This is a genomic window from Rhodococcus sp. AW25M09 (assembly GCF_000333955.1).
Classification (GTDB): Bacteria; Actinomycetota; Actinomycetes; order Mycobacteriales; family Mycobacteriaceae; genus Rhodococcoides.
The window spans coordinates 21,558-37,355 of the sequence record NZ_CAPS01000063.1 but is presented as its reverse complement, the minus strand read 5'-3'; the positions used below and the strand labels follow the sequence as shown (position 1 = coordinate 37,355).

Genomic DNA, 15,798 nt, shown 5'->3' with positions numbered 1-15,798 from the left:
CTAGGACGGTGAGTCGGGTCGACCTTCACGGATTGGTGATGGTCTCGAGCGAATCGACGGGCGGCGACACCACCATCGGGTCGCGACCCGACCACAGGTCGAGTACGGCTTTCGGGCGCGCCAACAACTCCCGCGCGTAGTTTCGGACCACCGCGAGCGTGTTGCAGTCGACGCACTCGGCCGTGACACCGTCGATGTCGAGATCCATGTCGTCGCACAACGCGACGGCTCGCGACACGTGCATGCGTTGGCTGATGATCAATCCTCGTTCGACGCCGAACGTCTCTTTCGCTCGTGCACACGTGTCGTAGGTGTCGATGCCGTGATCGTCGCCGATGATCACCTCGGGATCTATCCCGTGCTCGATCAGGTAATCGGTCATTGCCTGAATTTCGTTGCCGGAGTTGCCGTCAGCGTCGCCGGAGACGATTATCGCTTTGATCTTGCCGGCCGCCATCAACGCAATCGCAGTATCGAGACGTCCCGTGAGAAACCGCATCGGCTTACCGTCACGCACCTGCGCACCGAGGACGATGGCCACCGGCGCGTCGGGCGCATCGTCGACGTCGTAGACCTTCCCCGCCGTCGCGTACGCAACCCAACCGGCCGATGCCAGAACGATGGCGACCAGAGCGGCGACCACCGCGCACAGGACGCGAATGAGGCGTGCGGCCATCGATCGGTGCTTCGATTCGGTACTCATGATCTCGTTTCGTCGGTGACAAGGACCTCAAACTAACTCACCGACACAGGGTCCGAGCGCCGTCGCCGCGCACCCACACCGATTCCACAGTGAACCCTCAGAGCAGTACCTGCCCGGCCACCCAGTTCGGCGGGCGAGTACCGTCCTATCAGTGAATCCGCTGCTGACCTCTCGACGCTATGTCGACTTGCGTCTGCAAGCCAGCGCTACCTGTTGACGGTTCTTTAGACCGCACCCCCCTCCGTCCGGCCCATCGGCCGACGAGCATTCCTGTCGTCCACCTTCGACGACACCTCTTCCTTTCGAAAGGCATATCCATGTCTGCGCCCAGCGCTACCCGAACGCGCCGTGTCCCTACCTGGGCAACCGCATTCGGTCCACAGATCGTTGCCGGACTCATCCTCGGTGTCGTTGTCGGGCTCGTCGCCCGCTCGATGCCCGACGCCGCCGACGGCAACGAAAACTGGTTGGTCGGTACCCTCTCGACCATCGGTTCGAGCTACGTCAAACTCCTCACCGTCGCGGTGATCCCACTGGTCTTCACGGCGATCGTCAGCTCCATCGCCAACCTGCGTGAGGTGGCGAATGCTGCCCGCCTCGCCATCCAGACGCTGTGGTGGTTCGCCATCACCGCGTTCATCGCCGTCATCATCGGTATCGTGATCGGGCTGATCGCTCAGCCGGGCTCCCGTACCAGCGCCGGGGTGGACTCGGCGAAGGATCCCTCCAGTGTCGGGTCCTGGTGGTCCTTCCTCACCGGGTTGGTGCCGAACAACTTTCTCGCACTCGGTGCCAAGACCTCCATCGCCGAGAGCGGCCCCGCAACAACGTCGTTGAGCTTCAACATCCTGCAATTGCTGGTCATTGCGGGCGCGATCGGTATCGCTGCACTCAAGGTCGGCAAGAAGGCCGAGCCGTTCCTCGAGTTCAATGCGTCGCTGTTGGCCATCGTGCAAAAGGTGCTGTGGTGGATCATTCGCCTCGCACCGATCGGTACCGCCGCGCTCATCGGCAATGCGGTAGCGACCTACGGCTGGGATGCCATCGGTTCGCTCGGTGTATTCACGGTGTCGATCTACGTCGGCCTCGCGGTGGTGTTCTTCGTGGTGTACCCGCTTATCGTTCGGGCCCATGGCCTTTCGGTGCGCAACTTCTATTCGGGAGTATGGCCGGCGACGCAGCTGGGCTTCGTGTCACGTTCGTCGATCGGAACCCTGCCCCTCACCGAGCGCGTGACCGAGCGCAACCTCGGAGTGCCGCGGGAGTACGCGTCGTTCGCGGTGCCGCTCGGGGCGACGACCAAGATGGATGGTTGCGCGGCAATCTATCCCGCGATCGCTGCGATCTTGGTCGCCCAGTTCTACGGCATCGATCTGACCATCACCGATTACCTGTTGATCGTTGTGGTGTCGGTGATCGGTTCCGCGGCGACGGCGGGAACCACGGGTGCGACGGTGATGCTCACCCTCACGCTGTCGACACTGGGGTTGCCGCTCGCAGGTGTGGGCTTGCTGCTCGCGGTGGAACCGATCGTCGACATGGGCCGCACCGCAGTCAACGTGACCGGTCAGGCGTTGGTGCCGACCATCGTCGCCAAGCGAGAGGGAATCCTCGACCTCGAGCGCTACAACGCTCCACGAAACGGCGATCCATTCGTCGACGAGGACGAAGTGGAATTGGCTCGCTAGCAACATATCTCGAACGACGAATCCCGACGACCGAGCAGCTGGGTCGTCGGGATTCGGCTATTTCGGAGGTGACAACGCTTCGACAGTGCTCGCGGTCTCGTCCTCCGTCGCATCGACACTCGCGAAGTAGTGGCGAAAGAACTCACGCATCGTCTTGATGATCTCGATCTGGTGCTTGATCGCGAAGCGCGCGGAGCCTTCTTCACCAACCGCGAGGCGATGAAATTTGGCACCGAGCATCTGCGCAGATGGCAAGTCGCCGAACGCTTCGGGCTTCGACAAGTTCGCGGTCATCTCCAGCATCCTCGACAAATCGCGCAGGTAGTTCTCGCACGCTTTGTCACACTGCTGAGCAACCTCTGGTTCTACATGGAGTTCGCCTGCAGAGGCCCGTTCTCTCAGCGTCTGCCAGTAAACGAGGTTGTCGACAAGCCCGAACGATTCGCCAGTCATTACGTCCACTCACTCACTTCGGTAGGTAACGCTCGAGGTCGGCTGCGTGCTTCTGAACCTCGACGCAGGGATCCCCCAGGGTGTCTTCCGAGCCGATCGTGTCCACCACAAAAATGATTAAATTCCCGCTGACGTCCAACACGATGTCGCAGCCGGTTGGTGGATCACCTTGATAATCGGAGTTGTATCGGATGGCATCACGTAAACCGACCTGTACTGGTACTTGCCGCTGATTCTGCGGGCTACGCAAGTAATCGTCGATCGAGTTGATCGACGACAGCACCGACAGGTAGTGCCAGGCGCTCGCACCAGTGGCGTCCCATGTGCAGTTCGTCCAACCTGGGTATGTCGTGAGTCCCGCGAAGTCCGGCCTCTCCGTGCTCACGTCGAGTCCGCTAGCCGTCACCGCGTCCTTGGGGATCGTGCACGGATCGAACGGCTCCCTCGGCCCCGACGCCACAGTCGTAGCCTGCGCCGTGGAACCCCCTTTTGCGACGGGGCTCCCCTGCGTCGACGCGGCGCAGCCCGCCAGCATGAGCGCCGAGGCACAGACCGCCGCAAGCACACGCCCACCCATCAACCGCATTCGTTCAACCTCTCGAGACAGAGTCACTCAACGGTTGGACGCGACGCGAGCCAGTTCGGTTCCCTAGCCGTGCTGAGAAGATCGCATCGAGGTAGTCGCGACCGAGGCCAGGCTCCGTCGTTCCGCGGCCAGCACCCACAGAGCCAGGGAGATCAACGCAATCACTTCGGCGACGACGAGCACTCGCTCCACATATCCGAGGGTGACGACGCGATACCAGGGCCGCGAACCGGCGGCACCGACGGCGAGTGCGTAGACGATGGGCAGAAGCGTCACCACCGATAGGACGCCGAGGGCCATGGTCACCCGGGCGCGAACGGCCCACACAGCGTCTCGAATCCACGGACGCGAAAACGCGAATAGGGCAATCGCGATGCTGACGAACGCCACGGCGGCGGCGAGTCGATGGACCGTCCCGCCGAGGCTCGACGCAGCATCGTTCGACCAACTCTGTTTGGGCACAGCGACCACAGCAACAAGCCCGAGTGCCCAGAGCGTCAAGCAGATCGACGCGACAGATGCACGCCCGGTGAGGCCTTGACGTAGAGCGGACGCAAGAGTGAGTGCCGAGCCGAATGCGAGTAGAACTATCCCGATCGAAAACACCCACTGCTGTGTGCCGAGTCCGTATTCACTGATCGTGCGGCGCAAATGCGAGGGCGTCTGCCACGCGGTGATGAGATCGAGAAGCAGAACTGTGAGCGCGCCCAACACAATCAATGCAGCGCCGGTCCGGGCCGTTAGAATCTGCACGTTGCCTCCACCCGCCTGACGACGTCGGTCCCCATCACTACTCCATGGTGCCTGAAAAATCGCTCCACACTCTTGACCGAAGCAGCATCCTGCAATAACGTACAACCACATGGTTGTAGCTGAATTGAGTGACTCCGAAGTCGATCGATTGTTTCAGGCGTTCGCAGACGCGACGCGTCGTGACATCGTCGCGAAGGTCACTGTCGGTGAACAGTCGGTATCGGAGTTGGCTTCTCACTACGCCATGAGTTTTGCGGCCGTGCAGAAACATGTCGCGGTTCTCGAACGCGCCTCGGTGATCACAAAACACAAGCGTGGGCGGGAGCAGATCGTGCGAGTTCGATTGGACACGATCGCAACAGCTCGTGCATTGCTCGGCAAGTACGAAGAGATCTGGCGGCATCGCGTGGACCGGATCGACGACCTTTTGTCCCAAGACGAGAAAGGCTGAACCGTGCCATTCATCAGCTCACACAGGGATGCAAAGAACTTGACCATGGTCGTGCTCGCAGAGTTCGACGCGACCGTCGAACGGGTCTGGCAGATCTGGGAGGACCCACGCCAGCTCGAGAAGTGGTGGGGCCCGCCCAACTGGCCGGTCACCTTCGAGACCCATGACTTCAGGACTGGCGGACGCGCTGCGTACTACATGACCGGACCTGACGGTGAAAAGATCTGCTACTGCTGGGTTTTCACCGAAATCACTGCGCCGTCGTCGCTGAGCTTCGACGACAGATTCACCGACGAGGGCGGCGACCCGTCGTCCGAGATGCCGACGATACACACAGCCGTGACCATAGACAGAGCTGACGCAATGTCACGGATGACGATCCGAAGCCGCTTCGATTCCCTCGAACAGCTCGAAGAACTCGTCGCGATGGGCATGGAAGAGGGTACGAGGCTGGCTATCGGCCAGATCGACACCATCCTCGCCGATTGATCGTTGTGCGCGGAACTTCGTTCTCTGTTACGAACTTCCGCGCACATGCGGCGAAGCCGCTCTACTTCGGAACGGAGCTCACGGTGAACGGCTCGACGGGCTCTTCCCCACGCTTGTCGAACTGACTGTTCACTACGAGAAGTCGACCATCTACTGCTGCAACGGTTGTCGGGTAGGCGAACGATGCGTCGGTGATTTCGCCGGTCACCTCTCCGGTGGTTCCGTCCTCGGACAGATCAACGGTGGCGATCAGACCGTCGCGATTGCGGACGACATACAGCGTGCCGTCGTCCATCTCCATTCCGTCGCCGTTGGCCAGCGTGGCACCGCCCAGGTCGACCTGCGTGACAGCCTTGGACTCCCTGTCGATGCGGTACAGGTTTCCGGTACTCGATTGCACGACGATCAACGCCGAGTCGTCCGCGTTCTCGACGATGCCGTTCGCATTGAAGCCATCCCCGTACGCGAACGGAGTGCCGTCGAAGTTCACGAACGTCTCCATCGGCCCGTCCATCGTTCCTGCCGTCATCTGCTCGAGGGGAATGCGGTACAACGCGGGGCTGCGCGAGTCCGTGACGTAGGCGTCGCCGTTGTCGGCAATGGCAACGTCGTTGAGGAACGTCGCGTCGGTACCGAGTCCGTTGGTGAAGGTGGCCACCAGATCACCGGAATCGGCGTCGTACACCCACACCTTGCCTGTCGCCCCGCCTGCGACCACCAGGTAGGTGGCTCCATCACTCTGATCGTCGTCGGTCACGTCGATTCCGGCAGCACCGGTCCGTCCGTCCGCGCCGCCGGCCAGAAACACCGAGACATCCGGGGATCCGACGGTTCCGCGGAACACCGCGCCGTCGGACGTTGACGTCACGTAGAACGTGCCGTCGGCGGCGGTGATGCCTTCGGGGAACACCCCATTGCCGGGCAGGTCGTAGACGGTCGCGCTCGGTACCGTCGATGCAGAGACGGAGGAGTTGCTCGAAGTAGTCGACGCCGGCTCCGCCGAATCCGAGGACCCGCAGGCGCTCAGCAGCAGTGTGGTGGCGGCAACAGCAGGGACTATCCGGGAGGCTCGGTTCACACCGTCGAGTGTTCCATATGTCTCAATTTGCCGGCATTACTGCTGGTGAGAAGATTTTCAGCCCCTCGGTTTCGTACAGTCGACGTCATGAGCGACCTCGGAGGGATAGCCGGCTGGGCAGTGAGTCTGATGGAGGCCATCGGTGGCCCCGGCGCGGGAATCGCTGTTGCCGCGGAGAACTTCTTCCCGCCGCTGCCCAGTGAGGTCATCCTGCCGCTGGCCGGGTTCACCGCATCGCAGGGCGGCATTTCTCTGTTCGGTGCGTTGTTCTGGACGACCGCCGGGTCGGTCATCGGTGCGCTGGTTCTGTACTGGCTCGGCGTCGAGCTCGGGCGCGACCGAATGTATGCCGTCGTCGATCGAATGCCGTTCGTCGACACCGCCGATCTGGCCAAGGCCGAGGACTGGTTCGATCGTCACGGTCGATCTGCGGTGTTCTTCGGCCGCATGATCCCGATGGTCCGATCCGGCATATCCATCCCGGCCGGTGTGTCTCGGATGCCGATCCCGCAATTCACTCTGTACACCGCGCTGGGCAGCCTGATCTGGAACTCGATCTTCGTTCTCGCCGGCTACTTCCTCGGCGCGAACTGGCGCTATGTGGAGAACTACGCCGCAGTGTTTCAATACGTGGTCATCGGCATCATCGCCGCACTGATCGCCTGGTTCGTGGTCAAGAAACTGAGGTCCAGTGACGTCGAGACTCCGTGAGCTCTCACAGATCGTCGATGTCGATGAACCCGTCCTGTAGAGCCCGCACGAGCAACGTCGCTTTGGTGGGTGCAGTGCGCCCCACCGCGGAATACTTGGCTCGGATACGGGTCAGGTGCGTGTTGACGGTTCCCATCGACAGATAGAGCGATCGCGACGCCTCGGACTTCGAGTCGCATACCAGCCAGGTGGTGAGCACTTCGATTTCACGAGCGCTGAGCTTCGGATTGGGCGCTTCGCCGACGCGGATGTCGAGAATTGTCATGTAGTAGTTCCCCGATTGTCTGGCACCACCCCTGCCCCGGCGGTGCGACTGGTGGCAATGAAATCGCACTTTCAATCGTGGGTCACTCCGCTTACTGACCGGGTTCGCTCTCACTCGAGAGTGAATGCTTGCAACCCGTCCGTTCCAGTAGGTCCGAACTGCGTAAAGTCCATTGACATGACCGAACTGGACGCCACTACCGCCCACTTCATCGAGGCAGGCATCGCACTGCTGACCGCAGATCCGCGGTCGATCCTCGAGCGCGGTTTGCGCATCGACGACGTCGTCAACGGGGCCGACTCGTCGACTGCCACCTTCTTCCGCAAATTCGGAACCAAGGCCGACTTCCTCGAGGCAGTCGTCGAGCACCTGGGCAGTAGAACCACATTGACGGTGCCCGAGATGCACCAGAGCGTGCGCCAGTTGATGGAGGGTAACGGCGATTCGGTTCGTTCCACCATCAATAGCCTGGCGACTCGCTACTTTTCGTCCGTCGTAGACCGAAACATCGTCAACGGAGCCATCCTCGAGCACGTCTTCAGAGACCCGAAGTCCCACGCACTCGCCGGCGAGTACCGCGTGCGAGACGAACTCGTGCTCGGTGCGTTCGAGGCGCTGTTCGATTCCACGTCGGGAGCATTCCGCCGTCCGTTCACGGCCCGGACATTCGCCTCGACGGTCAATGCCATCGTCGACGGCTTCCGGTTGCGCAGCAAAGTGGACGACAAAGCGGTGACAGCCGAGGTGATGTCCGACGCGGTGCTGGCGTTCATCGGGGCTGTCATCGATACCGAGGGACGCCACGAGCACCTCGACGACGTGATCGGCGCGACCGGAGCGCAGGTCGAGGAGCGTCCGCTACCCCGCGATCCGCGCGCCGCAATCGTCACTGCGGCTCGAGACGAATTCGGAAAGCGCGGCTACTTCATGACGCGAATGGACGAGGTCGCCGATATTGCCGGAGTACCGAGATCGGCCTGCAGAACGCTCTTTCCGACGAAGCCGTCCGTCATCGTGGCGGCTTTACAGAATCGGGTCGACCACTTGCGCGAGGCGGTCGCCGACGACCAGTTGCTCGGCCTCGAAGACATCGCAATCCTGCACAATCATCTACTCCGCTGTGCGCAACTCGCCGCCGACGAACTCGAATTCATGGACGCACTGCTGGTCGCCGTCGCGCACGACACCTACGGCGAGCCGGAAGGTTTGATCTCGATCAAGGAAAAGCTCAACCTGCCGGCGATCATTGCACCGATCATCGCGCAGGGGCAGGACAGTGGCGTCTTCCGCGGCAGTTCGAGTCCGGTCGATCTTGCAGCAGGCATCACGAACACCTTGCTGATGCGGTGCTTCACTCGACGACAGAACAGCCCACAGGACAACGCGACCTTCGTCGGTGAACTGCTGCTGCACGGACTTCAGGCACGGCCTGTCGACCCGACACCGCCACACAACTGACCGACTGGCGGGCAGCAACATACCGAACCTTGCTGCCTCGAGGTTTGGCATGACAAGCTTTTTCCGACGTCAGCGCGGCCCCGAACCCCCGAGCTTCTCAGCCGCTTCACGTAGTTGCACGCCGATTCGGTCGGTCGCCTCGTCGAACAGATCTCGCGCTGCGCTGAGGTTCAACGACGCCAGCTCATCGCTTTCGCGCTCTTCGAGCTCGGCGAAGTCCGGTGATCCGTGATGCTCGATCCACCGCATCTTCTCGAGTTCCTTCTCGATGTCCAGGAGCCCATCGAGGTACGAGCGCAAGGCAGTCAATTGCAGTATCAGGGTGCGCTGCCGGTCGGCGAGGGCTTCGGTGCGTCGGGCGTAGATCGCTTGCACCTCGGCGTCTTTCGCGAGGTGACCCGACGGTGAGTCACCGAGACGATGGAGGGCGGCCTCGAGCAGCCCCGCACTGCGCGCCACCGATGCTACTTCCGCGGACAGGTCGATGCGGACGATCCGGTGCGCGACGTCGTCCGCTGTCCATGCCGTCAGCCCTTCGATAACAGTGGCCAGAGCCGCGACGGCGTAAACGACACTGCCGGTCACCGTCTTGCGAAGATTCTCGAGTTCCGCGACGTCGGCCTGCCCTCTACTCGACGGCTCCCGATCGACCACCTTGCGCACTCTATCGAGCCTGGTCGCCGTCGGTGGATCATGCAGAGTCGTGGTGGCCGCGAGACGCCAGGCCGTTAGTGCGTCACGCACGAAATGGCCGTGCGCACCACGCCATACCGGCTTACCGAGGCCAGCCATTGCGTCGTCGATCGCACGCTGGTCCTTCGACCGACGATCGAACGGATTCCATCCCATGTCCACTCCCCCGTGCAGTCAGTCCTTCGGAATACGGTATCGACTGCCTTTTACCAGGAAAACCACGTACCCCAGCACTGCCAGAAGATAGAGAGCCGTCGGTACGGCAAGAACCCAGACTCTGACCGAGTCTCCGGTTGCCGTCCCCGTAACGACGACGAACCAGGCCAACAGCAAAGCCGTTGCGGCACCGATCCAGTCCAGGTCCTCCGCCATTTTGCGGTTCAGTTCTGGTCGATTCTCCTCGGCAGTCCAGTACTGGTGCAGTCGCCGACTCGGCAGATTCACCAGCCGAGCCGGGACCTTGGGGAACCACCAACCGACGGTGGCGAAGGAGCCGACCACCAGCAGCCCGATACCTCCGAGTTCGAGCAGGAACGACGCCTTCGAGTCCGTCCGGTCGACCTGACCGGAGCCGTCGAAGTGCGCGGGAATCTGATCGCCCGCGGTGATCGCCACCCAGATCAGGGTTCCTACGAACACGACAGTGGACAGCAACAGTGCTCCGCGCGATAGCCTCATCGAAGTCCACAATAGTGCCTGCGGCAGTGGCGTGATGCTCGCTGAATGGCTCGCTCCGCAGGCTCCGCTCCACCACCGGAGGCACCGATGCCCAACAACGAGTTCGGAGACTTCCAGACTCCGATCGAGTTGGCGCGCACTCTGGTGAACACCCTCCCCCGGCGGCAATGGACCCGGGTTCTCGAACCCACCTGCGGAGTCGGAAACTTCTTGTCGGTGGTGGCCCACAGCCACCCCGGCGCAGAACGCGTCGGGATCGAAGTACAACCCGAGTACGCCGCGGCTGCATCTGCATTCGGCAGGGTGATCACCGCGTCGATCTTCGACTTCGACCTCGCCCGCGATATCGAATGGACATCGGAGCGAGGGCCGACTCTCGTCGTCGGAAACCCACCGTGGGTGACCAACTCTCAACTGTCGGTCTTGGACTCCGCCAACAGACCTGCCCGCACGAATATCAAGAATGCCCGCGGAATCGACGCGATCACCGGAAGCTCCAATTTCGATATCGCAGAGTACATCTGGATCAAACTACTGACCGAGTTCGCGGATCGAGCCGTGACCATCGCGATGATCTGCAAGACCCAGGTAGCACGAAATATTCTGTTGCACTGCTCCCGGCACACTCTCCCGGTCACCGGCTCGAGTCTGCGGCTGATCGACGCCAAGAAGTGGTTCGACGCCGGAGTGGACGCCTGCTGGTTCACCGTCGAACTCGGGCCCGGCAAGATCGACTACACAGCGCAGACCTACCCGAGCGTAGATTCGGTTCACTCCACCACCCGAATCGGCGCGGTCGACGGGCAACTCGTCGCGAATGTCGATGCCTACGAGCGCAGTAAGCAGTTCGACGGAGTCAGTCCGCTGATGTGGCGTCAAGGCATCAAGCACGACGCATCCGCGGTGATGGAGCTGGCCGAGAGCAACGGTCCACGAACGAAACTCGGCTCCGTGGTGGACATCGAGCAGGACTATCTGTTCCCACTCTTCAAGTGCACCGACGTCTATCGCGACAAGTTGCAGGAGGTGTCACGATGGATGATCGTGCCCCAATCGCACACCGGCGACGACACCGCCCAGTTGGCAGAACACGCACCCAAACTATGGAAGTACTTGATCGACAATGCCGCTGCTCTCGACGGACGGAAGTCGTCGATCTACCGAAATCGCGCGAGGTTCTGCATCTTCGGCGTCGGGGCGTACACGTTTGCGCCGTACAAAATTGCAATCTCCGGTTTCCACAAGATTCCGCAGTTCCGGATGGTCGGCCCCTATGACGGCAAACCCGCGGTTTTCGACGACGCAACGTATCTGTTGCCGTTCGAGGATCCAGCGGTATGCGCCGTTGCGTATGCGTTGCTCACGAGCCAGGAGACGTCAGATCTTATTGCGGCACTCGCATTCTGGGACAGCAAGAGACCGGTGACCAAGAAACTCCTGCAGCGAATCGATCTCGCGGCCATCGCCCGGGCGACAGACCCCGCCAACCTCCGTGACCGTTCCGCCGCGACAGCGGCTGCGCACGGTCTACTGTTCGAGACAGCATCGCTCACTCGCGCAGTGGATGATGCGAGGGGACGGACACTGTGACTGTCGATCCTCCTCAGCGACAACCTGTCCCGGAAGTGGCGCTCTTCTTTGCCGGAGGAGTCATGTTCGTAGCGGCTACCTTGGTGAAGTGGGACGCGTTGCTCATCGCGTCCATCTTCCTCTGCGTCTTCGCTGGTTTCGCCGCCTTGATATCTACTCGACTGGCCCGTCGGAGCCGTCGAACCATCGCACTCGCCACCATCGTGGGAGTTGTTCTCACCGTCATCGGCGCGGTGTACATGGTGAAGGACGCATCGGAGCCGGTCATCTTCTCCCTCGGAGGGCTCGTCTACCCCGGCGGTAGCCTCACACTGTCCGGACTCATCAACCTGGTGTCGCACCGCAGCGACGTCAGAGATCTGACTTGATCGTCTCGGCCAGCCGTTCGAGGTATTCGGCGTTGCGTTTGTAGTGCACCCACGGCCCGATCTTGGTGCTCGTCACCAGTTGGGCGCGTTGCAGCACGGCCATGTACTGGGAGGCCGTGGACTGCGAGACTCCGGCCCGCGACTGAATGTGCTTGAGGCACACCCCGACCTCCTCGGCGGGTTCGAGCTGAGGCGGAAAGTCGCTGGGATCCTTGAGCCACTGCAAGATCGCCAATCGTGCGGGGTTGCTCAGCGCACCGAACACCGCCGCGAGCTCTCCTGGGTCCAGTTCCGTCGCCACCCCTCGAAGCTTACTCCGATATCGCAATATCCCGATCTGTGGTCTACTTTGATGCATCGCAATATCGCGATATCAAGATAGGAGCAGTTCATGGCACGAGTAGCGGTAGTGGTGGGAGCCAACGGAGTCATCGGCGGCAACCTCGTCGAGCACCTGAAACAGACCGGCGAGTGGGACATCATCGGGCTTTCGCGTCGCGGCGGTACTGACAACGGACGCGTCCGGCACATCGCGGTGGATCTGCTCGATGCCGACCAATCGCGCCGTCAGCTCGGGCAGCTGACCGAGGTCACGCACATCTTCTACGCCGCATATCAGGAGCGGCCAAGCTGGGCCGAGCTTGTCGCCCCCAATCTCGCGATGCTCGTCAACGTGGTCACGGCCATCGAGGAGAGTTCACCGAACCTCGAGCACGTGAGTTTGATGCAGGGATACAAGGTGTACGGCGCGCACCTCGGACCGTTCAAAACCCCTGCGCGCGAGTCCGACCCGCCCCACATGCCGCCCGAGTTCAACGTCGACCAACAACAGTTTCTCGAGGCCCGACAAGTCGGTAAGCGGTGGACGTGGTCGGCCATGCGTCCCTCGGTGGTGTGCGGCGTCGCGCTCGGGAATCCGATGAACCTGGCCACCGTGATCGCGGTGTACGCCACCATGTGCAAGAAGCTGGGTGTCCCCATGCGGTTTCCCGGCAAGCCGGGTGCATTCGGGGCGCTACTCGAAATGACCGACGCATCACTGCTCGCCGAGGCGACGGTATGGGCGGCCACCACCTCTGCCTGCGCCAACCAAGCGTTCAACATCACCAACGGCGATCTGTTCCGCTGGAGCGAGATGTGGCAGCGCATAGCGAATTTCTTCGATCTCGACACCGCCAGCCCGTTGCCGATGTCGTTGGCCGAAGTCATGGCAGACAAGGAACCGCTGTGGGATGCCATCGTCGCAGAGAACGGACTGCAGAAGATTCCGTACTCCGACGTATCGTCCTGGGCTTTCGGTGATTTCGTGTTCGCCTGGGACTACGACGTCATCGCCGACGGTTCCAAGGCGCGTCGCATGGGCTTCCATCGCTTCGTCGACACCGAGAAAATGTTCGCCGACATCTTCTCGGATCTACGACGCCAACGGATCATCCCCTGACATCGCTGCCACCGCCAGGCGAGATTGTCAGCGGCACTACGATCGGTGAAACCACTTCGATCGAGGCAGCAGGAGAACCATGCATCCGTTCGACGACGCCGTCGCCCTCGAGCCCGTCGGCGACGGCACGTATCGCGGTAGGACGTCCGCTCCGTACAACAACATGGTCGGCCCGTTCGGCGGACTGACCGCCGCGACGTTCATCCGGGCCATCGAACTGCACCCGGACTGTCTGGGATCGCCGGTCTCGTTGACGGTCAACTTCGCCGGTCCGGTCGCCGAGGGTGAGTTCGAGATCTCGGCGCGCGCTGTGCGGACCAACCGAAGCAATCAGCACTGGTATCTCGAACTGGTGCAAGACGGTGCCGTCGCAACTACAGCAACGGCGGTGTTCGGGTTCAGGCGCGAAACCTGGGACGATATCGAAGCGGCGGCTCCGGACGTGCCGGCTCCGGCAGATACGCCTCGTGGCAGATTTCCCGACGCTATCGCCTGGGCGCAGAACTACGAAATGCGCTTCGTCACAGGCGCACTCAGCGGCCAGGAGTCGACGGATTCGACCGAGACCCTCTGGATTCGTGATACTCCTCCTCGCCCGTTGGACTTCCCGGCGTTGACGTCACTCAGTGATGTGTTCTACCCCAGAATCTTCCAGCGTCTCGGTGGCTACGTGCCGGCCGGCACCATCTCGCTCACCACCCACTTCTTCGCAACACCCGAGGATCTCGAACGCCACGCCGACGGGTACGTCCTCGGTACGGCGCGGGCGCGCCGCTTCCATCGGGGCTACTTCGATCAGACGGCCGAGCTGTGGACCGAGAGCGGAACGCTACTGGCAACAAGCCACCAGGTGGTCTACTACAAGGTCTGAAACAACGCCCGTCAGCGGTAGCGAGGGCTGAGTAGCGTGGCTTCCATGACCCAAGCCTCGAAGCACATCGACATCGTGGCCGCGCCTGGCGTATTCGCCGATCTGACGACCGCACAGGAACTGGCCGGGAGAGCCTTGACTGCGCGCGGCATGACCGGCGGAATCGTCGACGCTGCAACCGGTTCCGACGAGGTGATTGTCGTTCCCGGTGACAGGATCCCCGTCGATGCGTCGTCGTACAGCAGTGTGGTTCGAGTCGATCTCGGGCAGTGCCCGCCGGATCGATCCGAGGGCATTCGCACTCACATCCGCGGCCGCGGGCTCGACGGTCTGCGGTTCGCGATCGACAGTGTGTATTTCCACCGCGTCCACCCAGGAACGATCCTGACCTACGGGGATCACCCCGAGCAACGCGTCGAACAGCGGTTGCCCGAGGGCGACGGCCCCTTTCCCGTCGCGATGCTCATCCACGGCGGGTACTGGCGGTCACGGTGGGAATTCGACCTGATGGACGCGATGGCAGTCGATCTGACCCAGCGCGGGTACGCCACGTGGAACGTCGAATATCGTCGACCCGACGAGCACGGCTGGGACGCGATGACCGGCGATGTCGCGGCAGCCCTCGCTGCGTTGGAGACTGCACCCGGCAACCTGGACCTGTCGCGAATCGTCCTGATGGGCCATTCCGCGGGCGGCCAGCTCGCGCTGCGACTCGCAGCAGATTCCGCCGGGAAGTCGGTGACACCTGCGCTGGCGGTCAGCCTGGCCGGTGTACTCGATCTGCGGGTCGGCGATCAGCGCTGGCTCGGTGAAGGTGCGGTGTCGAATGCGATCGGTGCACGATTTGCCGATGCACAGGACACCTACGAGGCGTCGTCGCCGATCTCGAGGCTTCCAATGGGGGTGCCGACTGTGGTGGTGAGTGCGCTCGCCGATGATCCGAATCTGCTCGAGATCAGCCGGGCGTACTACGCCGCCGCGTCGGCCGGTTCCGATTCGGTGACCTCGGTCGAGGGACCGGGCGGGCATTTCGCCGTCGTCGATCCCACGTCGCAGATCTGGGCCGACATCGTTGCGGCCGTGGACACTGCGTTGGCCGCTGTCTGACTGTCAGTCGGTAGCGATCGCCAGGATGACACGCGGCTTGCGGCGTCGAGCAACGATCAACTCGACCAGCATGACGATCCGATACTCGATGCCGTACTTCTTCTTCAGCACAGCGGTCGGTCGCTCGACGGAGTCACCGGTGACGATCCGTGCCCTTCCGCTCACCGTCACTGCACCGTCGGGAACTGCTCCTCGCCGACTGCACGGGCGCAGTTCGACGCGATCCGAGTTCCTGATCCGTTTGACCTTCCCGCTGTCCGCTGGGGTGATGACGACCAACTCGTCACCGTCGCGGGCGATCCAGACCGGTGTCGACACGGGTGCGCCGGTTCGACGGAACGTGGTGAGCGAGACGAATGCTTCGTCGCCCATTGCCTGGGCGGAGCTCGACGAGTTAGCCATGGTCACCAAGTTA

At 62.1% G+C, this 15,798-nt stretch carries 20 protein-coding genes; 10 read left to right on the top strand and 10 right to left on the bottom strand.

The window, feature by feature from the left end:
* Positions 1 to 25: 25 nt before the first annotated feature.
* Entirely contained in the window at positions 26 to 703 is a 678-nt protein-coding gene (locus tag RHODMAR_RS12085; RefSeq protein WP_008714902.1) for a SanA/YdcF family protein, read from the bottom strand.
* A gap of 317 nt (positions 704 to 1,020) precedes the next feature.
* Between RHODMAR_RS12085 and RHODMAR_RS12080 the strand changes: the two genes are divergently transcribed.
* The gene (locus RHODMAR_RS12080; protein ID WP_008714901.1) at positions 1,021 to 2,391 is read left to right on the top strand and encodes a dicarboxylate/amino acid:cation symporter; all 1,371 of its coding nucleotides are present in this window, start codon (positions 1,021 to 1,023) and stop codon (positions 2,389 to 2,391) included.
* A 57-nt stretch (positions 2,392 to 2,448) separates the two neighbouring features.
* On the opposite strand, the gene RHODMAR_RS28265 is transcribed toward RHODMAR_RS12080, so the two are convergent.
* The 3 genes from RHODMAR_RS28265 to RHODMAR_RS12065 form a co-directional block, all read right to left on the bottom strand.
* Entirely contained in the window at positions 2,449 to 2,685 is a 237-nt protein-coding gene (locus RHODMAR_RS28265; protein ID WP_157226081.1) for a hypothetical protein, read from the bottom strand.
* 172 nt (positions 2,686 to 2,857) lie between these two features.
* Complete coding sequence (locus RHODMAR_RS26995; RefSeq protein WP_232433640.1) at positions 2,858 to 3,379, bottom strand: DUF3558 domain-containing protein; 522 nt, start codon at positions 3,377 to 3,379, stop codon at positions 2,858 to 2,860.
* Positions 3,380 to 3,493: 114 nt separating this feature from the next.
* On the bottom strand, positions 3,494 to 4,183 hold the full coding sequence (locus RHODMAR_RS12065) for a DUF998 domain-containing protein (RefSeq protein WP_008714897.1): 690 nt from the start codon (positions 4,181 to 4,183) through the stop codon (positions 3,494 to 3,496).
* Between the two features lie 109 nt (positions 4,184 to 4,292).
* On the opposite strand from RHODMAR_RS12065, the gene RHODMAR_RS12060 reads away from it, so the two are divergent.
* Together RHODMAR_RS12060 and RHODMAR_RS12055 are read left to right on the top strand one after the other, a co-directional pair.
* Positions 4,293 to 4,634, top strand: coding sequence for an ArsR/SmtB family transcription factor (locus tag RHODMAR_RS12060; RefSeq protein WP_008714895.1), 342 nt, complete (start codon positions 4,293 to 4,295; stop codon positions 4,632 to 4,634).
* Positions 4,635 to 4,679: 45 nt separating this feature from the next.
* Positions 4,680 to 5,123, top strand: coding sequence for an SRPBCC family protein (locus RHODMAR_RS12055; protein ID WP_051047991.1), 444 nt, complete (start codon positions 4,680 to 4,682; stop codon positions 5,121 to 5,123).
* Positions 5,124 to 5,184: 61 nt separating this feature from the next.
* Here RHODMAR_RS12055 and RHODMAR_RS12050 read toward each other — a convergent pair whose 3' ends face one another.
* Positions 5,185 to 6,201, bottom strand: coding sequence for an SMP-30/gluconolactonase/LRE family protein (locus tag RHODMAR_RS12050; protein ID WP_008714892.1), 1,017 nt, complete (start codon positions 6,199 to 6,201; stop codon positions 5,185 to 5,187).
* An 87-nt stretch (positions 6,202 to 6,288) separates the two neighbouring features.
* On the opposite strand from RHODMAR_RS12050, the gene RHODMAR_RS12045 reads away from it, so the two are divergent.
* Complete coding sequence (locus tag RHODMAR_RS12045; RefSeq protein ID WP_008714891.1) at positions 6,289 to 6,912, top strand: DedA family protein; 624 nt, start codon at positions 6,289 to 6,291, stop codon at positions 6,910 to 6,912.
* Positions 6,913 to 6,916: 4 nt separating this feature from the next.
* On the opposite strand, the gene RHODMAR_RS12040 is transcribed toward RHODMAR_RS12045, so the two are convergent.
* Positions 6,917 to 7,177 carry a LuxR C-terminal-related transcriptional regulator gene (locus RHODMAR_RS12040; RefSeq protein ID WP_008714889.1) on the bottom strand — a complete coding sequence of 87 codons (261 nt, stop codon included), beginning with the start codon at positions 7,175 to 7,177 and terminating at the stop codon, positions 6,917 to 6,919.
* A gap of 177 nt (positions 7,178 to 7,354) precedes the next feature.
* Between RHODMAR_RS12040 and RHODMAR_RS12035 the strand changes: the two genes are divergently transcribed.
* Positions 7,355 to 8,635 (top strand): TetR/AcrR family transcriptional regulator, encoded by a 1,281-nt coding sequence (locus RHODMAR_RS12035; RefSeq protein WP_008714888.1) that lies wholly within the window; start codon positions 7,355 to 7,357, stop codon positions 8,633 to 8,635.
* A 69-nt stretch (positions 8,636 to 8,704) separates the two neighbouring features.
* Here the strand turns inward: RHODMAR_RS12035 and RHODMAR_RS12030 are convergent, their stop codons facing one another.
* Together RHODMAR_RS12030 and RHODMAR_RS12025 are read right to left on the bottom strand one after the other, a co-directional pair.
* Positions 8,705 to 9,484, bottom strand: coding sequence for a hypothetical protein (locus RHODMAR_RS12030; protein ID WP_042938926.1), 780 nt, complete (start codon positions 9,482 to 9,484; stop codon positions 8,705 to 8,707).
* Between the two features lie 18 nt (positions 9,485 to 9,502).
* Positions 9,503 to 10,006, bottom strand: coding sequence for a DUF1648 domain-containing protein (locus tag RHODMAR_RS12025; RefSeq protein WP_008714886.1), 504 nt, complete (start codon positions 10,004 to 10,006; stop codon positions 9,503 to 9,505).
* A gap of 87 nt (positions 10,007 to 10,093) precedes the next feature.
* On the opposite strand from RHODMAR_RS12025, the gene RHODMAR_RS12020 reads away from it, so the two are divergent.
* Together RHODMAR_RS12020 and RHODMAR_RS12015 are read left to right on the top strand one after the other, a co-directional pair.
* Positions 10,094 to 11,596, top strand: coding sequence for an SAM-dependent methyltransferase (locus RHODMAR_RS12020; protein ID WP_008714885.1), 1,503 nt, complete (start codon positions 10,094 to 10,096; stop codon positions 11,594 to 11,596).
* A 62-nt stretch (positions 11,597 to 11,658) separates the two neighbouring features.
* The gene (locus RHODMAR_RS12015; protein ID WP_157226078.1) at positions 11,659 to 11,964 is read left to right on the top strand and encodes a hypothetical protein; all 306 of its coding nucleotides are present in this window, start codon (positions 11,659 to 11,661) and stop codon (positions 11,962 to 11,964) included.
* On the opposite strand, the gene RHODMAR_RS12010 is transcribed toward RHODMAR_RS12015, so the two are convergent.
* Positions 11,948 to 12,265: an ArsR/SmtB family transcription factor gene (locus RHODMAR_RS12010; RefSeq protein ID WP_051047982.1), complete on the bottom strand. Its 318-nt coding sequence runs from the start codon at positions 12,263 to 12,265 to the stop codon at positions 11,948 to 11,950. The genes RHODMAR_RS12015 and RHODMAR_RS12010 overlap by 17 nt on opposite strands.
* Positions 12,266 to 12,355: 90 nt before the next feature.
* On the opposite strand from RHODMAR_RS12010, the gene RHODMAR_RS12005 reads away from it, so the two are divergent.
* The 3 genes from RHODMAR_RS12005 (at position 12,356) to RHODMAR_RS11995 (ending at position 15,383) form a co-directional block, all read left to right on the top strand.
* Positions 12,356 to 13,405: an SDR family oxidoreductase gene (locus RHODMAR_RS12005; RefSeq protein ID WP_008714883.1), complete on the top strand. Its 1,050-nt coding sequence runs from the start codon at positions 12,356 to 12,358 to the stop codon at positions 13,403 to 13,405.
* A 79-nt stretch (positions 13,406 to 13,484) separates the two neighbouring features.
* The gene (locus RHODMAR_RS12000) at positions 13,485 to 14,276 is read left to right on the top strand and encodes an acyl-CoA thioesterase (RefSeq protein ID WP_008714881.1); all 792 of its coding nucleotides are present in this window, start codon (positions 13,485 to 13,487) and stop codon (positions 14,274 to 14,276) included.
* Positions 14,277 to 14,321: 45 nt separating this feature from the next.
* A complete protein-coding gene (locus RHODMAR_RS11995; protein WP_008714879.1) occupies positions 14,322 to 15,383 on the top strand; it encodes an alpha/beta hydrolase in 1,062 nt (353 codons plus the stop codon).
* Positions 15,384 to 15,386: 3 nt separating this feature from the next.
* On the opposite strand, the gene RHODMAR_RS11990 is transcribed toward RHODMAR_RS11995, so the two are convergent.
* A complete protein-coding gene (locus tag RHODMAR_RS11990) occupies positions 15,387 to 15,785 on the bottom strand; it encodes a PPOX class F420-dependent oxidoreductase (protein WP_042938915.1) in 399 nt (132 codons plus the stop codon).
* Between the last annotated feature and the right edge of the window lie 13 nt (positions 15,786 to 15,798).